Genomic DNA, 19,215 nt, shown 5'->3' on the forward strand with positions numbered 1-19,215 from the left:
CAAATAAGAGAATAGAGTAGGAGGGCTTCTTATAAAAAATAAGAAACTTGAATGTTGAAGTAAAACTAAAGACTAATAGCACCGACATGCATTGGCATCTAAGGATTTGTAGCCTTTAGAAGCTACTGATTTTCATCTATCAGCTTTATAAGTATTTAAAAGTCAATACATTATAAATAGGTGGTATGCTTGCAGAACAGCCTAAAGCTAAAGGCTGTAGGCTCTCTCAACTAAAAAACTAAAAGAGAAAACATGACAACTAAAATATACGATTTTATTGCGATTGGTCTTGGACCTTTTAATCTAAGCCTGGCTTGTTTGACCGAACCCATCGAAGGGTTGGATGGGTTATTTCTGGAAAAGAAAGCTGACTTTGATTGGCACCCTGGCATGCTTATGCCTACTACTACGTTACAAATTCCTTTTATGGCCGACTTGGTAACCCTTGCCGACCCGACCAGCCCCTATAGTTTTTTGAACTATATCAAGCAACAAGGGCGTATTTACTCTTTTTATATCCGCGAAAACTTCTTGCTGTTGCGCAACGAGTACAACCAGTATTGCCAATGGGTGATTGGGCAATTGTCTAATGTGTGTTTTAACCGTGGAGTAGATGAGGTACATTATAAAGAGGCTGAGGGCTTATATTACCTTACGGTAACCAATCAGGAAACCAACACTACCGAAGTGTACAAAACCCGTAAGTTGGTATTGGGCACAGGTACAAGCCCTATAGTACCCACTTGCGCCGAGGCTCACCGCGACGATTTAGTGCATTCAGCAAATTATTTGCCCAATAAAAAAGCTTTACAAAACAAGAAAAGTATCACGGTGTTGGGCAGTGGACAAAGCGCCGCTGAGATTTACTATGACTTGTTGCAAGACATCGAAGACAAAGGGTATGAGTTGCACTGGATTACCCGTTCGCCGCGTTTCTTTCCATTGGAATACAGCAAGCTAACGCTTGAAATGACCTCGCCTGAGTATGTAGATTATTTTCATGCTTTGCCTGCCCGCCAGCGCGACCATATCATTGGTAGTCAAAAGCATTTGTACAAGGGAATCAATGCCGACCTGATCAATGAGATTTATGACTTATTGTACATTCAGCAAATATCGGAGGTAAAAACGGTGAAAAGCCTGCGTACCCATGCCGAACTCAAAGATTTGAAAAAAGAAGGCGAGCAGTTTGAACTTACCTTGCATCAACGCGAAGAAGACAAACACTACCAACACCGCACCGAAGGTTTGGTAATGGCCACGGGGTATGGCTACCAACAGCCTGGTTTTATAGAAGGCATTCGTCAGCGCATTCGTTGGGACGAACAAGGGCGCTACGATGTACACCGCAACTACAGTATTGACACCAACAGCAGCGAAGTATTTGTACAAAATGCCGAGTTGCATACCCACGGTTTTGTAACTCCGGATTTGGGCATGGGGTGCTACCGCAATGCTTACATCATTCGCGAACTTACGGGCAAAGATCACTATCCAGTAGAGCAAAAAATTGCTTTTCAACAGTTTGGAGTATCAGCCGAAGAGGAGGTAGTTGTTAGTTAATAGTCGGGAGTCGGGAGTCAGTAGCCCCCACAGCCTCAAGCTTCTAGCGACAAGCTTGATACTAATCTACAGGTAACCAACCTATCTATTAAGTTGTTGATTTTTAGTGTTTTATGAAGTCGGCAGATGAAAGTCAAGAGTCGGGGGTCAGTAGTTAGTAGCTTCTACAACCTCAAGTCATTGTAGTTTGCTTATTCGCAAATTTGACAATAAGTAGTCAAGAGTCGGGAGTCAGTAGTTAGTAGCTTCTACAATCTCAAGTTGTTGTAGTTTGCGTCAGCTACTCCCGACTAACATTCTAAAATTATGAAAAGTTTAAGAAATTTTCTCATAGGGATGACTATGGTAGCAGTGGTGAGCGATTATCTACTGCACCCATTTTACCCTCAGTTTTTTGAGGCAAGGTTTGGGGTCACCAACCCCAAGATGGTAGGCTACTATTTTGCTGCCATCTGCTTTATGGTCATGTTGGCTTTTCCGTTTTGGGCATATGTGTCTAAGCGGGTAGCCGAGTTGCGCATATTGGTATACACCCAATTGGTGGCAGGCATACTTGCCTTGTATTGTTTTTACACCACCTCATTGCAGGTGTTTTGGATTGCCTCGCTCACCATGGTTTGCTTCAAGGGCAGTTATTTGCTGGTATACCCTTTTATTTTGCGTATTATCAAACCCGAAGCCCACACCCGGACCATCGGCATTTTGTCGGTAGTAGTGCACTTGGGGGGTATTTTGGGGGCAGTCATAGGTGGGCTGGTAGTAGACCTGGTCAACCCTGCTTATATATTTTTGGTAATGGCTGCGGGCGATTTTATTCAAATGGGGATGAGCATCTATTTGCTCAAAAGCCCTCGCTTTAACATAGAGCTGCCCACTCCTGATGGTGACGACGATACGCCAAAAAACAGCAACTCATTGGTACCCAAAGGATTTGTACTCAAAATTGGGCTCATTACTTTGGTGTTGTACTTTGGCGACTTTATCATTCGTCCCTTTTTTGCCCGTTACTGGGAAGCCATATCAGGCACTGGCAGCCAATTGGTTTCAGGGTTTATGTATGCTATTCCAGGCTTTGTGGCAGTGTTTGCCCTATGGTGGAGCCGCAAGCACGCAAGTGACCAAGGCAATGATTACCAGCGCATTGCAATAGCTTTAGTGTTGGGCATGGCAGGTCTCTTTTTGCAAGTAACCCCTTGGGTGCCTGTAGTAGTGATAGGTCGTATACTGTATGGTTGGGCTATTTTTCAGGGAATGGTACGTTTTGATGCCTTATTGTTCCAGTTGAGCAACCCCGAATCTTATGCTGTAGACTATAGCAAAATCCACTTTTTTCAAAACCTGGGTGTATTACTCGCTTCGTTTTCGGTGGGTATTGTGGTAGATACGCAAGGGCTGCAAATGCCATTTTGGATAGCTTTGGCTGGTTTTGGCGTGTCGTTAGTAGCTTTTGTGCTATTTTTCATTTACAGACCACAGTCAACAGTTCATAGCATTCACAGGGGAAAGCTTTAAGCGACAAGCTTCAAGGTGTGATCTGTGGACAAAAGCGTACCCAAGACTTTTAGCTAACCAGGGACTAAGCTAAACAAATTATCGCCTATCGACCAATGCTGGCGTAGCTCCGCTGAGCTCACTATGTTCGGTTCCTTAAGGATTGAGCATTAAAAAAAACAGACGCGTGAGCCATCTGCGACCAGCTAAAGCTAATGAGAGCTTTGCTCCACTCCGCAGCACGGAGAAGCTAATGGCTAAAGGCTTTGTTAAGGAAACAGCATTGGACTATCTACTAATTAACTAGAATCATGAAACAAAAAATATTATATAAAAAAACGGTGGAAGGCTTCGGAACGATTGGGTTTAGAAAACTGGACATTGAGCAAGACATCGAACGCCTGCACCAATGGGTAAACCTGGAGTATGCAGTGTTTTGGGGCTTGCAAAATTCTTCCGTGGCAACGGTAAAAGCTGAATATGAGCAATTACTGGCACGTGAAAACTACGAGGTATTGGTAGGAGAGTACAATGGTGACATGGCTTTTTTGCTGGAACGTTACGCCCCCCAAACCGATGAAATAGGCAAACATTACCAGGTACGCCCTGGCGATTGTGGTATTCATATTTTGATGGCTCCGCCCAATCGCCCCAAGGCAAACTTTACCTGGCATGTGTTTCGGGCAATTACCGATTTTGTGTTTGATGATGCTGCTGTGCAGCGCATTTTGGTAGAACCTGACATCAGGAACAAAAAAATGTTTGCGATTTGCGAACGCATCGGTTTTGTGCTGGATGCCATCGTGAGTTTGCCCCACAAAACCGCCCAATTGGCTTTTTATACCAAACAAAATTATTTGAAAAACAAAAATCTGCGCGAAGTTATCAAAAGAAGTGCTATGAATAATATCAACAATACTGTATCGCCTCAACAGGCAATTGCCCACATCAACCCCAGTATTTGGGCAAAAGCAAACCGTTTATTGGTACGCAAGGCAATCACCGAGTTTGCCCACGAACGTTTGATTACCCCTAAAATAATAAGCCCCGGTGTGTTAGAAGATGGGTGTATGTGGCATTTGTATTCGCTGGCAAGCGATGCCGAAGAAGTATACTATACTTTTAAAGCGCAACCGTTGGCGCTCAATCATTTGTTGATAGATGCTGATTCGGTTGAAAAATACCGCAACGATGCGCCCGAAGCCCTGGATGCCCTATGGTTTATCAAAGAGTTTAGGGAGCAATTGGGTATTATACCTGAGCAAATGCCGGTATACCTCGAAGAAATCACCAGTACTTTGTATGGCAGTGCCTACAAACACATCAAAAATAACCCCGTGTCTAAAGAGCTTGCCGTGGCTGATTTTCAGACTATAGAGCAGTCTATGATGGAAGGACACCCTGGCTTTGTGGCAAACAACGGACGCATTGGGTTTGATAGTGGCGACTACCGAGCCTATGCACCCGAAGCGGGCAATTCGTTTGCTTTGTTGTGGTTGGCGGGGCACAAAGACCGCGCAGTGTATGCAGGTACTGCCGATTTACCCTACAACACCCTCATTGCCCACGAACTGGACGAGGCAACCCTCACTTCGTTTAATCAAACCATAGAGCATCAAGGCTTTGATCCGGCAGACTATGTGTTTATTCCTATCCATCCGTGGCAATGGTTTAACAAATTAGCGAATATTTTCTCCCCCGAAATAGCCACCGGAAAGTTGATTTGTTTGGGCTATGGTCCCGACCAATACATGGCACAACAGTCGGTACGCACGCTGTTTAATGTGACCAATCCGCATAAATTTTACACCAAGTCGTCGCTTTCTATCCTCAACATGGGTTTTATGCGTGGTTTGCCTTTGTATTACCTGGGCACCGCTCCAGAGATGGCAGTTTGGTTAGAAGACTTGTTGATGAAAGACAGCTACATCAAAGAAACTGGTTTTGAGATGTTGGGCGAAATTGCTTCGGTAAGCTACGTCAATCCTTATTATGAAGAGCTAGGCCCTCATAATGATTACAACAAAATGTTGGCGTCGCTGTGGCGAGAAAGCCCTATGAGTAAAATCAACGAACGCCAGCGCCTGACCACTATGGCGGCTTTGTTACACATAGACCAAGAAGACAATGCTTTGGTGCCAGAGCTGATCAAGGCTTCGGGCTTAAGCACTGATGATTGGTTGCGGGCTTACCTAAAGGCATACCTTAGTCCTTTGTTGCATTGTTTTTATCAGTACGATTTGGTGTTTATGCCACACGGCGAAAACCTAATTTTGGTATTGGAAGACCACGTGCCCGTAAAGGCGCTGATGAAAGACATTACCGAAGAAGCGGTGATTTTGAACCCCGATTTTGAGCTGCCCGAAAACCTCAAACGCATGTATGCACCAGTGGCAGAAGATGTAAAACTGTTGTCGATATTTATAGATGTGTTTGACGGTTTCTTTAGGTATTTGTCTACCATTTTGGTGGCGCACGCCCAGTTCTCAGAGAAGCGTTTTTGGGAGTTGGTAGCAGAAAATATCCACGATTATCAGCAACGTTTTCCTGAGTTGAAAGAGAAGTTTGCTCAATACGATTTGTTTGCTCCGGAATTTAAACTCTCTTGCCTCAATCGTTTGCAGCTCAACAACCACAAGCAAATGATTGACTTAGATGATCCTACTATACTGTTGCAGTTTATAGGCACGCTTGAGAACCCAGTGGCAGAGTTTACCTTAGCCAATAGTCAGGAGTCGGTAGTTGGTAGTCGGTAGCTTCTACAGCCTCAAGGTTTCAGCGACAAGATTAGTATCTAAAAATTTGAGACTGGTTTATAGGCTTATTACCTGTGTAATGGTTCGTTAATTTATAAATAGCTAAAAATCAATGTTATTATAACAATACTCCGCAGTGGTTTTAGTCAAAGTTGTTTGCTGATTAACTTCGTTGAGCACCGATATACATCGGTATCTAAGGACTCGCCAAAGGCTCGGTTATCAGTCATTGATGAATTTAAAAACTATTTAATTGGGTGTTTAGGCATAAAACCGAAACACTTTTAAAAATAAAGTGAGTAAGCAATCTTAACATAAAATACTGGTTTACAGCATTTAACAAGGTGAACATTTACTCGAATCAGCTATGGACTATCGACTAAATACTATGGACTATTGTATAAAGCAGGTAGCATGCTTGTAAAACAGCCTAAAGCTAATGGCTAAAGGCTAATAGCTTTAGGCTGTAAAAACTCCTAACTCCCGACTAAAAAAAGAAAAAAAATGTCTGTCAATTATATAGAACAACCAAACACCGAAGTAGTATTCTCCAGAGACATACCATCACTGGGACGCTTCGATTTGCGTCCCTTTTCGCTGGAAAAAGATACGGCTTTTTTGCACGAATGGGTCAATCAACCCTATGCGCAATACTGGGGCATGCTCAATAGCAGCGTGCAAGAAGTGCACGAGGCTTACCGCGATTTGCTTGCTACGCCCGGTTACGAAATTTACGTGGCGTTTTGGCAGGGCAAGCCTGTTTTTATGACGGAATGTTATGACCCTACCCACGACTTGCTGGCAAACTACTATGAGGTACAGCCAGGCGACCGGGGCATGCACGTATTGGTGGCGCCGCCCGATCAAAAAATCAAAGGTTTTACCTGGGCAGTATTTACTACCGTTATGGATTTTTTGTTTGCCAATGAGGGAGTAAAAAGGGTAGTGGTAGAGCCCGATTTGCGCAATGACAAAATACACGCACTGAACAAACGAGCAGGTTTTGTATACAACAAAGTGTTGACATTGCCTCATAAAACGGCGCACCTGGCTTTTTGTACCCATGCTCAGTATACCGCCGCTCGCAAAGCTTTGCGCATAAGCGAAAAAAAGGCGGCGATAGATCATTTGGCACCACTTCCGTGGGAAGAGGTAAACCGTGCTTTGGTGGGCAAGGCGTTGAGCGAATTTGCGCATGAGTTATTGCTAAAACCTACCAAGGCAGAGGGCAACGCCAACCAATATGTGGTACATGCCGATGACCCTCAGATCCGTTATGAGTTTGTGGCTCAAAGGTTTGCGCTCGACCACTGGCACATTGCCCACGAAAGCATTTGTAAATACCAAGGCGAAGAGGTAGCCTCTTTGGATTTGTTACATTTTATTGCTGAGTTTCAAGAACAGCTTGAAATACCCGAAGAGTTTCGGGCTACTTATTTAGAAGAAATAGGAGGGACTTTGTATGCGGCGGCTTATAAGTGGCGCAATGAGCGTTTCGACGCCAAGGCATTGGTAAAGGCTGATTTTCAGGAGGTAGAGCACGCCATGCGCGAAGGACACCCTTGTTTTTTGGCAAACAATGGCAAGATGGGGCTCAGCCCCCAAGACTTTGAGCGCTATACCCCCGAAGCCGATGTTCCTTTTAGGTTGGTGTGGCTTGCCGGGCACAAAGACTACGCCCAGTATACTGGCATAGAGGGATTACCTTATGAGCAATTGTTAGAGCAAGAGTTGGGCACGGCGCAGGTAGCGCACTTTCATCAACAATTGACCAACGTGGGGCTTTCGCCCGATGACTATGTGCTCATGCCAGTGCACCCCTGGCAGTGGGCAAACAAGTTGGTGTATTTGTATGCTGCCGATATTGCTCAGCGTCGCCTTGTGTGTGTGGGCGAGAGCACCGATTTGTATTCGGCACAGCAATCGGTCCGAACGCTTTTTAACGCCAGCGACCCCGAAAAGCACTACACCAAAACCTCGATGGGCATTACCAATATGGGTTTTATGCGGGGGTTGTCGCCTTATTATATGCAAAGCACGCCTGCCATTACCGATTGGGTAAGGGGCTTGTTGGGCAGTGATGCCTTTTTGCAACAATGCGGGTTTGAGATGCTCGACGAGGTGGCTACAGTAGGCTATCGTCACAAGCACTTCGAGGCATTGGGCAGGGCGTATCCACAAAACAAAATGTTGGCGGCGCTCTGGCGACAAAGCCCGGCGCAAAAAATGGAAGCGCACCAAAAGGTAATGACGATGGCGGCTTTGCTGCATGTAGATACTCACGGGCAAGCATTGTTGCCACTATTGATCCAAGACGCAGGGGTAACAGTAGAGGCGTGGCTCAAAGCATACCTTAAGTGTTATTTTACGCCCTTGTTGCATTGCTTTTTTGAGCATGGGTTGGTGTTTATGCCGCACGGCGAAAACTTGTTGTTGGTGTTAGAAGACAATGTACCTGTAAAGGCGTTGATGAAAGACATTACCGAAGAGGTGCTATTGTACGACAACACACACGATTTGCCCGAAAGGGTACAAAGGCTGTACACGGAAGCCAGCGACGAAATGCAAATCTTGTCTTTGTTTACCGATGTGTTTGACTGCTTCTTTAGGTTTTTGAGTGTTATTTTACACACCCAGGCAAATTATCAAGAAGAAGAGTTTTGGCAAACAGTACACAATTGTATACGCGACTACCAGCGTGCCCATCCTGAGCACGCCGCCAAGTACGAACGTTACGACTTGTTTGTGCCTGAGTTTAAGCGTTGTTGTCTTAACCGTTTGCAGTTGGGCAACCACAAGCAAATGCTCAACCTTGCCGACCCGATCAATAGCCTGAAGCTCGTGTCAGTGCTTAAAAACCCGGTGTCGTTCAAGCAGTAGAAGTTTTTAAATGAATAAGGAGTCAACATCCTTTTATATGCCTTAAAGCAGGCATTTTTAGTGTTTTTCTCAACCAGGTATTTCGTTGCATTCAGTATTACAAATAAAGTTGTAGACTATTGGCTAACTCTCTAGACTTCCATCTACCGATTTTATAAGTGTTTAAAAATCAATATATTATAAAATAGATAGTATGCCTACAAACCAGCCTAAAACTAAGGGCTAAAGGCTAATAGCTTTAGGCTGTAGAAGCTATTGACTAAAAACTAAACTAATGAACAAAAGAATACAAGCAATCGATTTGGCCAGAGGAGCAAGTACCTCTATGCTGGTGGTGATTCATACACTATGGATGTATGGCGACCAGCACACTCAAGCCAGTACTTTATTGGGGTCAATTGTCCACCTAATGGGCAAGGGCACCGGCATGTTCCTCATTACTATGGGGTTTTCGTTTACCTTTTCACGCAACCAAAGTCTGAAACTTTCGTTTCGTCGAGGGCTTATTTTGCTGGCTGCCGGTTATGGTATGAACTTTATGAAATTTATAGTGCCTACTGTTGCAGGGGTGATACCCGATAACTTTATCAAAGCCTATGGTTGGACACCACCCGCTACTTTTGAGAACATGTTGTACATGTTGTCTACCGGAGATATTTTACAACTTGCCGGACTGTCGTTGTTTTTGATGGGAGTAGTCAACCACTTCTCTAAAAATAAGTATGTACCCTTGATACTCGCCATTATTGTAGCGGCTATTGCCCCGTTTGTACGAGGCACCAGGGTAGGAATACAAGGGGTAGATTATGTGTTAGATTTGTTGTGGGGTGTACATTACAATGTATATTTTACTTTGTTCCCGTGGGTGGCTTTCATTCTTGCTGGAATATTTTTTGGCAGGCTTTACCAGGATGTTGGGCGAGACATTGGACTTACATTCAAGCGAATGTGGCAATATGGGTTGGTGTTTTTGGTAGTTGGAGGTGCACTGTGTCTCTATGATTTTAAGTACCACTTTGCCGATTTCTTCCACTTAGGTTTTGGGGGCACGCTTTACCTTATCGGATTTAGCCTTTTACTTACCTGGTTTGCGCACTGGTTGTCAACTGTAGTAAAGCCCAACAAAGTGTTTGATTTTTTCTTATATCTGAGCCCCAGGGTTACTTCATTCTATATTATCCAATGGGTGATGGTATGCTGGGGAATGTGCATCGTGGGTTTTCAGCGGTTCAATGCCAGCGAAGTATTGCTTACGATGCCTCTCATGATGCTCCTTTGTTTGGGGGTACAGTGGTTGTGGGATCGGGTGAAAGCTGCCAAAAAAGGTAAACCAAAAACACCTAAAAAACAGGAAAAAGAATTGGTAACCGCTTAATTATTTTGCATTAAAAAAGCGTGCAATCTCATGTTTTATTACTTGAGGTTGTGCGCTTTTTTGGTATTAGCGTTTTTCTATTTGTTGCCTTATCAAGGGAGTTACTGTGGTAATATTTTCGGCAGAAAATCCCTTTTTTTTCAAGATTGAGATGATTTGTTGTTCTGTTTTTTGTGCTCCTTCTAAATCCTCTTTTTGATAAGAAATATCATTGCTTAAAATATCAGCAATATACCCTTCTAGCAAGGCTTCGGAATCAACCTGACAGTATCTTATCGCGTGATAATTTTTGAATATTTGTTCTACAAATGTCAGCGTGTTGTCTTCAGACACATGTTTTTTTAGGGACAGCACAAATTGACGAATAGGTAGACCGTATTTTGCATTAATCAAACTGTAGTAAACTCTCATACGGTCTGTTGTGTCAGGTTGCGGCGTATTTTGAATCTCTACATGAATAATAGGTTCTTCCCCTTGAATCGTCGTTACCTTTTGAAAAAAAAACCAACTCTGGGCTAAGGAGTTCTTCTTGGAGAGGTTCGTTCTTGACTATTTCTATGCGGAAAAATGTTTTGCTTAAGTTAGGAAAAATCTCTGTAATGGTTTCTCCAACTTGGTTTTTGTATGCTCGTATCATAAGAGCAAGATAGTAGAAAATATTTTTTAAACAAAATGTTTAGAATTGTTGAGTTTTTATTTTATTTTTTTGAATAAAAAAACGACCAGCTCCAAGGCTACATTGCCTGAAACTGGTCGCTTGTGCCCTGTGACTATACTAGTACTCTGGACGCTACATAAGTAAAGCGCTATTTCGCGCCTTTTGTTCACTAGCTTCTCTTAAAAAATATCCCATAGCTACGGCTATGCTCAATTTTTGAAGATCGCCAGTAACCAAAACTCATCAAAATTTCTACTTTACCTACTTAGAAGCCAGATTACTAGCCCTTTAAACTAGTTCTCACCTTTACCTCATTGTGCAAAGTCCGATGTACCGGGCACTTATCTGCAATCTCCATTAGGCGTTTGCGTTGGTCATCATCCAGGTTGCCTTCCAGCTCTATAGTGCGTACAAACTCATCTACTTTGCCTTTTTCGGTTTCGCAATCGGCGCATTCCTGAGCGTGCACTTTGTTATGTTCAATGTGTACCTTTACCCCCTGCAAATCCCACTTTTTACGGTCGGCATACATCCGCAGAGTCATACCAGTACAAGCCCCCAGTGCTGCATTGAGCAAGTCGTAAGGTGTGGGACCAAAATCGTTGCCACCTACCGATGCAGGTTCGTCGGCAGTAAGGCGGTGGTTGCCCGTGATAATGTCGGTAGTGTACCCCTCTTCTCCAGTACGTGCTACTGTTTGGGCATCACTGGAAAGGCGGGTTTGGGTAGGCATGTCAACATAGCGTTTTGCCCAGGTAGCAATCACATCTCCTACATATAATGAGTCTTCTTTGCGGCTCATGAGGTGGTCAGCACCATCCAGTGCTACAAAGTTACGAGGGTGTTGGGCAGCTTTATAAATTTGAGTGGCATTGTCTAATTCCACGGTTTTGTCTTCGGGTGCGTGTATCACCATCAATGCCGCGTTGAGATGATGAATAAGTTGGTGATTGGTGCTTAACTCAGTGACATCATCAAGAAATTGTTTTTTAATTTTAAAGGGCCTGCCCCCAATGCTTACTTCAGCAGCACCAGTAGCTTCTATTTCTTCCTGGCTGTTTTGAAACAAATGTGTGACATGGGCAGGGTGGTAAGGTGCCCCTATAGTAGCAATTGCTTTCACACTTGTAATATTTTGTTTAGCGGCTAGTACAGCAGCCCCGCCCAGCGAGTGTCCCACAAGCACGGTAGGCGCCTGATAGTTTTGCTCCAGAAATTTAGCTGCCTGGATAAGGTCTTCTATATTAGACGAAAAATTAGTATCAGCAAACTCTCCTTCACTTTCGCCTAGCCCGGTAAAGTCAAACCGAAGCACAGCAAAGCCATCGCGGGTAAGCGAACGACTGATGTTTTTAATGGCTACCAGGTTTTTACCACAAGTAAAACAGTGGGCAAACAACACATAGTTATGGGGGTGTTGATCGGCAGGTAGCTCCAGTCGGGCATCTAATGTGTCGCCTTGGGCATTGTCAAAGTTTACTTTAAAGGTCTTCATTGATGATGTTGTCTTGGGGTTGATGTTAATAAATTAATATTAGTAATTGATAAAATCATTAAAGCTTGAACTTTAGTTCCAAAGCAGGAGCACTCTCCATCAGAATTTATTTTATAACTTGGGAGAGTTTTTTTAAAACAAGCAATAGATGAAACAATATCCCAGTGTCTTGTATGTCTCGTAAATTGACTGATTTCTAGCATCGTGTTAAGTGCTTGTGTGGCTATCGAATTTTAACTAAAAAATTCATAAAACGTTGAAAACAAGCATACTATGAGTTTGTTAACTACCTGCGGAACAGGGTGCAACTTGAAGCACCGATATGTATCGGTATCTAAGGACTTGTCGCTTAAAGCTTGCCCCCTGTCGGGGCTTTTTATAAGTTACTAAAAATCAACATGATAGAAAAAGTGCAGTTACCTGTGAACCGAATCTATTTCTAAATCCCGATTTATATTTATCGGGGCAGCAATTTGCTGTGATGAGCTCAACGCAGTTAAACAGGGTGTAGCACCGATATTCATCGGTATCTAAGGACTTGCGACTTGTCGCTTAAAGCTTGCCCCTGCAGGCGCTATGGACTATTGAATTATAAAATCTAAAAATAAATCGAATGAATTTTAAAGGAAAAACTGTTTTTATTACAGGAGCCAGCCGAGGCATTGGCAAAGCTATAGGCTTACGTCTCGCCCGCGAAGGTGCCAACATTGTAATAGCTGCTAAAACCGCCGAACCTCACCCCAAGCTAGAAGGGACTATTTTTACCGCTGCCACCGAAATGGAACAAGCAGGAGGCAAAGCTTTGCCAGTAGTAGTAGATGTGCGTGATGAAACATCGGTAAAAGCAGCCGTAGCCAAGGCTGTAGAAACTTTTGGGGGCATAGACATTTGTGTAAACAATGCCAGCGCCATTCAACTTACAGGCACCCTCATGACCCAAATGAAGCGTTTTGACCTGATGCATCAGGTAAACACACGGGGTACATTTATGGTATCACAAGCCTGTATTCCTCATTTACGCAAAGCCGAAAATCCTCACGTGCTCAACTTATCGCCCCCGCTTACCATGGACACCAAGTGGTTTGCTCCTCATGTGGCATATACAATGGCAAAGTATGGAATGAGTATGTGTGTGTTGGGGATGGCAGGGGAGTTTAAAGGTAAAATTGCTTTCAATGCCTTGTGGCCACGCACTACTATAGCCACGGCTGCGGTGGGCAATATGCCGGGTGGTGACCAACTAGTAAAGAAATCGCGCAAGCCTGAGATTATGGCAGATGCAGCTTACCATATTCTGAGCAAAGACTATCGCAAGTGTACAGGTAATTTTTTTATAGATGACGATGTGTTGGCTACTGAAGGTATTACCGAGCTAGACCATTATGCTGTAGAACCAGGAGCAGAGTTAGCGCCCGATTTTTTCTTATAGATAAAATTCTACACCCCACAAAAAAAAGACCCTACACTGTAGAGTCTTTTTTGTTTCCTAACCACAAAGCTTATTAAATATCTTTGATTACTATTTATTCAAACCAAATACCAAAAGTGTTTTTGCTTGAAAAATAATTTTTAAGTATTTGATAGTCAGTGAAATAAAGTTGTATTTTTTTGTTTTCCACGAAAGTGAGCGAGGTAAAAAATGGTGTTTTTTATACGTTATTTCGTAATGAGTGTGGTATTTCGTTAGTAAGGCAGCCCTTGTGGTTGCTCTGGCGTATAGATAGCAGGTGTGGTGATGAGATTCATCGGAGTGTTTACTCCATCGTGTAGCAACCAACCCCCAATATTATCCTCCGTGAAGGTCTTACCACAGGGTGACCTGATAAAGTCAGGAGTTGGGAGTCGGTCGTCAGTAGTTTTTGCTTCGCTCCATACGCCTCATCCTCCGCGAAGGTCTTACCGCAGGGTGACCTGAGCAATGTTAAAGTCAGGAGTTGGGAGACGGTCGTCATACACCATTGATAAAAGCCAACACCTTAGAGGTGCAATAGAGAAATGATCATTTGGAAAGGGCACTAAAGTAAAAAACGAGACCCTAACAGAATCTCGTTTTTCTTTCCTAACCACAAAGCTTATTAAATATCTTTGATTACTATTTATTCAAACCAAATACCAAAAGTGTTTTTGCTTGAAAAATAATTTTTAAGTATTTGATAGTCAGTGAAATAAAGTTGTATTTTTTTGTTTTCCACGAAAGTGAGCGAGGTAAAAAATGGTGTTTTTTATACGTTATTTCGTAATGAGTGTGGTATTTCGTTAGTAAGGCAGCCCTTGTGGTTGCTCTGGCGTATAGACAGCAGGTGTGGTGATGAGATTCATCGGAGTGTTTACTCCATCGTGTAGCAACCAACCCCCAATATTATCCTCCGTGAAGGTCTTACCACAGGGTGACCTGATAAAGTCAGGAGTTGGGAGTCGGTCGTCAGTAGTTTTTGCTTCGCTCCATACGCCTCATCCTCCGCGAAGGTCTTACCGCAGGGTGACCTGAGCAATGTTAAAGTCAGGAGTTGGGAGACGGTCGTCAGTAGTTTTCATTTCGCGCCATACACCTCATCCTCCGCGAAGGTCTTACCGCAGAGTGACCTGAGCAATGCTAAAGTCAGGAGTTGGGAGTCGGTCGTCAGTAGTTTTTGCTTCGCTCCATACGCCATTGATAAAAGCCAACACCTTAGAGGTGCAATAGAGAAATGATCATTTGGAAAAGCCACTAAAGTAAAAAACGAGACCCTAACAGGATCTCGTTTTTCTTTCCTAACCACAAAGCTTATTAAATATCTTTGATTACTATTTATTCAAACCAAATACCAAAAGCCTTTTTGCTTGAAAAATAATTTATAAAGTATTGATATACAGGAGCATATATTTAAATATTTTTTGTTTTTACAAAATGTTGGTGAGCAAAAAACAGGTTTTTTATACGATATATCGTGCTTTTAGCGGTATTTCGTCGTTTTTGTTTAGCAAATACTTCAAAGTCTCTGTTTGTATATGACAACTATTGATTACAATTGACCGTATCGACTTTAGGTTGTAACAGCCATTGGCTGGACAATTTTGTTTCAACAAGCTTATATATCGTTCATTAAATTACCCTCTTACTCAGGTTGTATTATACCAAAGTAGTATGCCTGAGTGTGTAGTTGTTAAAGAAGTGTATTCAAATCAAACTTTCCTTTCTTTCAGCCTATGCCTCCATTATACTTTGTGAGACAACTTACGTATAAGAGTGGTTGATAATGTGTTTTACCTTACCTATCTGAAAACACAACAGCCTATTTTTTGTCATTTCTAAGCTTCTTGATACTCAATATTACATCTTTTTAGGGTTTCCCACTTTTCGAATACTAAAATTAGCGTATGATTAAAGTGCTGTTTTTGGAGTTAAAAACCTCGATAAGGTTCTAGGCACTAGGTGCACCCTTCTATGGGTAGCTACTATTTTTCTATAATGTTGATTTTTAGCAACTTAATTGAAAATAAGTACCAAGGCAGAATTAAATATACCTAATGAGTAGGTGTAACAACCATATTATGAATGAGTTACCCTTACTTGTCGCTTATAGCTAATTACTTGCTGCTACTTAAGACAGCAAACTAATTTTTAAACATACGCTTACATTGGGTGACTACACAAGCTCTAAATAAAGAAAGTGATGACATCAGGCAAATCAATAAGAGTGATCCACTACAAATTATAATACCATTTATTTATTGAGGAAGAGTAGTATGTAAGGCTTGGCTAAAGCAAAAGGCTATGTTGATCATACTCACCACAAAACATCTAAATTATAAAATTACATGTATCGAATAGTCAAAGTAAGCCTTTGGGTGTTCATTGTCAGTGCCTTGCTCTATAGCTGCTCAATGTTCGAAAAAGATTTTATTTTACCCTCACCCGTGGCCACCCAAGCCACCCAAGTAGCAGAGGTGAGTTTGGTAGCCAACTGGAAAAAGGTCACAGGAGCCGGAAGTTATGAAGTAGACTTGGCGTTGGACGAAAATTTTACCCAAATTATGGATGATTACCAGGGTAAAAAAGCCAACAATCTCTCCCTTACTTTTAGAGGGCTTAATGCCAATACCACCTATTATTATCGAGTAAGAGCTAATGTTTCTAACCAAATATCTGCCAACTCCAATGTGGTGAAAGTAACCACCAAAGCATTGGATGTTCCAATAGTATATCGTGCCAGCAATGTATCGGCCACGGGTTTTAGGCTACATTGGAAAAAAATGCCAGTGGTGACAGCATACCTACTAGATATAGCGCTTGACGAAAACTTCAACCAATTACTAGAGGGGTATCAAACGCGAGAGATTGTAGCAGACACTCACGTGGTAGTCAAAAATGTAGCCGTAGGCAAACAGTTCTATTATCGGGTGAAAATCCGAAAAGATAATTCATTGTCTGAATATTCCAGTGCCCTATCAGTATTTACTACTTCGTTGCCCAGCCCTGAGACATTGTCTGCTACCCAAATAGGGTTTACCAGTTTTATCGCCAATTGGAAACAGATGACTGAAGCCAGCTCCTATCAAATAGATGTATCTACCGACCCATTGTTTGAAAACATCATGCCCAACTACACCAACCTGAACCTCTCTGCCAATCGTTTATTGGTCAATGGATTAAACGCCAATCAAAAGTACTATTACAGGGTAAGGGCAATCAACAGCGAAACCAGGTCAAATTATTCTAAAGTGATTGTCGTAAACACCAAAATGCTAGAGGCTCCCGTAGCTACCAGCGCCACCAACATCAGGAGTAGCTCTTTTCAGGCAAACTGGCAACCTGCACCCAATGCGTCAGTATACTTGTTGGATGTAGCACTTGACCCTAATTTTAGTCAAATACTGCCTACTTATAATAGTTTGGCAGTGCTTGATAACTTTGCCGAGATAGCGGCTCTTGACGCCAGCAGAGTGTATTATTATAGGGTGAGAGCACAAGGACTTGGAGCAACCTCTGACTACTCGAACGTGGTTAGGCTAGTCACAGGTTTATTGCCTGCACCAGTAGTCAATCAGGTGGTTAACCAAACAGTTAACGGATTTACAGCAAGCTGGCAGGTGCGGTCTGAGTCTGAGTTGTATTCGTTGGAGGTAGCAACCAATACCACTTTTACCGATTATTTGCCAGGTTATAGAAACAAAACTGTATTGGGTGGTTCACACACAGTGCAGGGGGTAGATTTTAAAACCAACTATTATTATCGTGTGCGTGCCAAGCAGGGTGGTAAGTTTTCGGCTTACTCAAGTGCTGTGATGGTGCCAGCCTGTATTGGCAATGCCTGTAAACTTGCACGAATAGATTTTACTGGAGTATATGAGGATAATGACTCCAAATTGAAAAGCCAGATTTATATATATGATGGGCAACATAGGTTAGTAGAAATTACTCATCAGAATAAAGTACAACTTAGGTGGTTGGTGAGCTATCAGTCAGATGGTACTATCAAGGCTGTAGACAAATACATTATGGGAGTGTTGGTACTTAGGCATATTTACACCTATCGCAGTGGTTTGCTTGCTTCAATCAGGCAAGAAGACCAAACAGGAGCTTTTTTGGAATGGTGGAAGTTTGCTTATGACAATAAAGGGCAGCGTAAGTCTTGGGTAATTTATGGCGATGAAGCTGGAACAGTAGTAAAGTTTAAGTTTGACTACACAAGAGATGGTAAAGGCAATGTGATTCAGGTAAGGAGTAAAGATAATCAGCCCTTTAGAAGGTATACGTATGAGAAGTCTCTGAGCCCGTTTGCTTTGTTCAACCCTGATTTGTGCTTTTTTATTGCTACCAACCGTGACCAATGGACCAATGAAGCACCTGTGTCTGATTTTGAAGGCAACGAATACCGAGGTTTTTTGCCTTTATATAATATTAAAAGTGAGCAAATGACTGGCCTTGAAATATTTGGCTATACCCTCAACTCCAAGGGGATGGCAATAACTAAAAATGGATCACTTACTGCTGCCTATACCTTTCAGGGTTGTGGTTTTTAGCCAACCTGTTCATTTTCATTTGTATCAAATACACAAAAAAAAGACCCTACACTGTAGAGTCTTTTTTGTTTCCTAACCACAAAGCTTATTAAATATCTTTGGTTAATATATATTCAAACCAAATACCAAAAGTGTTTTTGCTTAAAAATTATTTTTTTAAGTATTTGATAATCAGTGAAATAAAATTTATTTTTTTACTTTCACGAAAATGGGGAAGATTGAAAATTAAGAATTTTATACGATATTTCGTAATTTTTTCGGTATTTCGTTAGTAGGTGCAACTCTTGTGTTTGCCCTCAAGTATAACAGAGAATTCTTGTTCAATTGTGTAGCAACCAACCCAAATACTCCCCCTCCGTGAAGGCCTTACCGCAGGGCGACCTGAGCAATGTTAAAGTCAGGAGTTGGGAGACGGTAGTTGGTAGCCTCTCTGAAGTCCTTAGTATATTGGTGCTTCAAGCTTTGGGCCGCTCCACCCTCCGCGAAGGTCTTACCGCAGGGTGACTTGAGCAATGCCATTCGAAACATTATAAACGGCAGTAGGTAAAGGCAATGTTTGTGGTTACCCTCATGTGTAATGGGTTTATCAGGATGCTTGCTCCATCGTACAGCAATCAACCTAAATACTCCCCTCCGTGAAGGTCTTACCGCAGGGTGACCTGAGCAATGCTATTCGAAACATTATAAACGACTTATGTGCGGGCTTCTAAGTTGGCAAGTGTTCCGTCAGCCGCTGGAATAGTCAGGCTTATTGGTTAGGCTAACGAACAAAGCCCCACGAGAAGATTTGATAATGGCACTAAAGTAAAAAACGAGACCCTAACAGAGTCTCGTTTTTCTTTCCTAACCACAAAGCTTATTAAATATCTTTGATTACTATTTATTCAAACCAAATACCAAAAGTTTTTTTGCTTAAAAATTATTTTTTAAGTATTTGATAGTCAGTGAAATAAAATTTCATTTTTTTATTTTTCCAGAAATGAGTAGGGCTAAA

9 protein-coding genes are annotated in these 19,215 nt (G+C 42.4%); 7 read left to right on the forward strand and 2 right to left on the reverse strand.

Features of this window, described 5'->3' with window-relative positions:
* Window positions 1-252: 252 nt before the first annotated feature.
* From M23134_RS22655 to M23134_RS22675, 5 genes are all read left to right on the forward strand, one after another.
* Entirely contained in the window at window positions 253-1,563 is a 1,311-nt protein-coding gene (locus tag M23134_RS22655) for a lysine N(6)-hydroxylase/L-ornithine N(5)-oxygenase family protein (RefSeq protein WP_004156434.1), read from the forward strand.
* 306 nt (window positions 1,564-1,869) lie between these two features.
* Window positions 1,870-3,075: an MFS transporter gene (locus M23134_RS22660; RefSeq protein WP_198145079.1), complete on the forward strand. Its 1,206-nt coding sequence runs from the start codon at window positions 1,870-1,872 to the stop codon at window positions 3,073-3,075.
* A 290-nt stretch (window positions 3,076-3,365) separates the two neighbouring features.
* A complete protein-coding gene (locus M23134_RS22665; RefSeq protein ID WP_004156436.1) occupies window positions 3,366-5,810 on the forward strand; it encodes a GNAT family N-acetyltransferase in 2,445 nt (814 codons plus the stop codon).
* Between the two features lie 504 nt (window positions 5,811-6,314).
* The gene (locus tag M23134_RS22670; protein WP_004156437.1) at window positions 6,315-8,690 is read left to right on the forward strand and encodes a GNAT family N-acetyltransferase; all 2,376 of its coding nucleotides are present in this window, start codon (window positions 6,315-6,317) and stop codon (window positions 8,688-8,690) included.
* Window positions 8,691-8,964: 274 nt separating this feature from the next.
* Window positions 8,965-10,065, forward strand: a complete 1,101-nt coding sequence (locus M23134_RS22675) for a heparan-alpha-glucosaminide N-acetyltransferase domain-containing protein (protein ID WP_004156438.1) — start codon at window positions 8,965-8,967, stop codon at window positions 10,063-10,065.
* Between the two features lie 66 nt (window positions 10,066-10,131).
* Here M23134_RS22675 and M23134_RS22680 read toward each other — a convergent pair whose 3' ends face one another.
* Both M23134_RS22680 and M23134_RS22690 read right to left on the reverse strand, forming a co-directional pair.
* Window positions 10,132-10,476: a hypothetical protein gene (locus M23134_RS22680; RefSeq protein ID WP_045114126.1), complete on the reverse strand. Its 345-nt coding sequence runs from the start codon at window positions 10,474-10,476 to the stop codon at window positions 10,132-10,134.
* Window positions 10,477-11,003: 527 nt separating this feature from the next.
* Window positions 11,004-12,218, reverse strand: coding sequence for a bifunctional alpha/beta hydrolase/OsmC family protein (locus M23134_RS22690; RefSeq protein ID WP_004156442.1), 1,215 nt, complete (start codon window positions 12,216-12,218; stop codon window positions 11,004-11,006).
* Between the two features lie 613 nt (window positions 12,219-12,831).
* On the opposite strand from M23134_RS22690, the gene M23134_RS22695 reads away from it, so the two are divergent.
* On the forward strand, window positions 12,832-13,647 hold the full coding sequence (locus tag M23134_RS22695) for an SDR family oxidoreductase (RefSeq protein WP_004156443.1): 816 nt from the start codon (window positions 12,832-12,834) through the stop codon (window positions 13,645-13,647).
* 2,369 nt (window positions 13,648-16,016) lie between these two features.
* Window positions 16,017-18,221, forward strand: a complete 2,205-nt coding sequence (locus tag M23134_RS22700; protein WP_045114128.1) for a fibronectin type III domain-containing protein — start codon at window positions 16,017-16,019, stop codon at window positions 18,219-18,221.
* The last annotated feature ends 994 nt before the right edge of the window (window positions 18,222-19,215 follow it).

Origin of the sequence: Microscilla marina ATCC 23134 (assembly GCF_000169175.1) — a bacterium.
Classification (GTDB): Bacteria; Bacteroidota; Bacteroidia; order Cytophagales; family Microscillaceae; genus Microscilla; species Microscilla marina.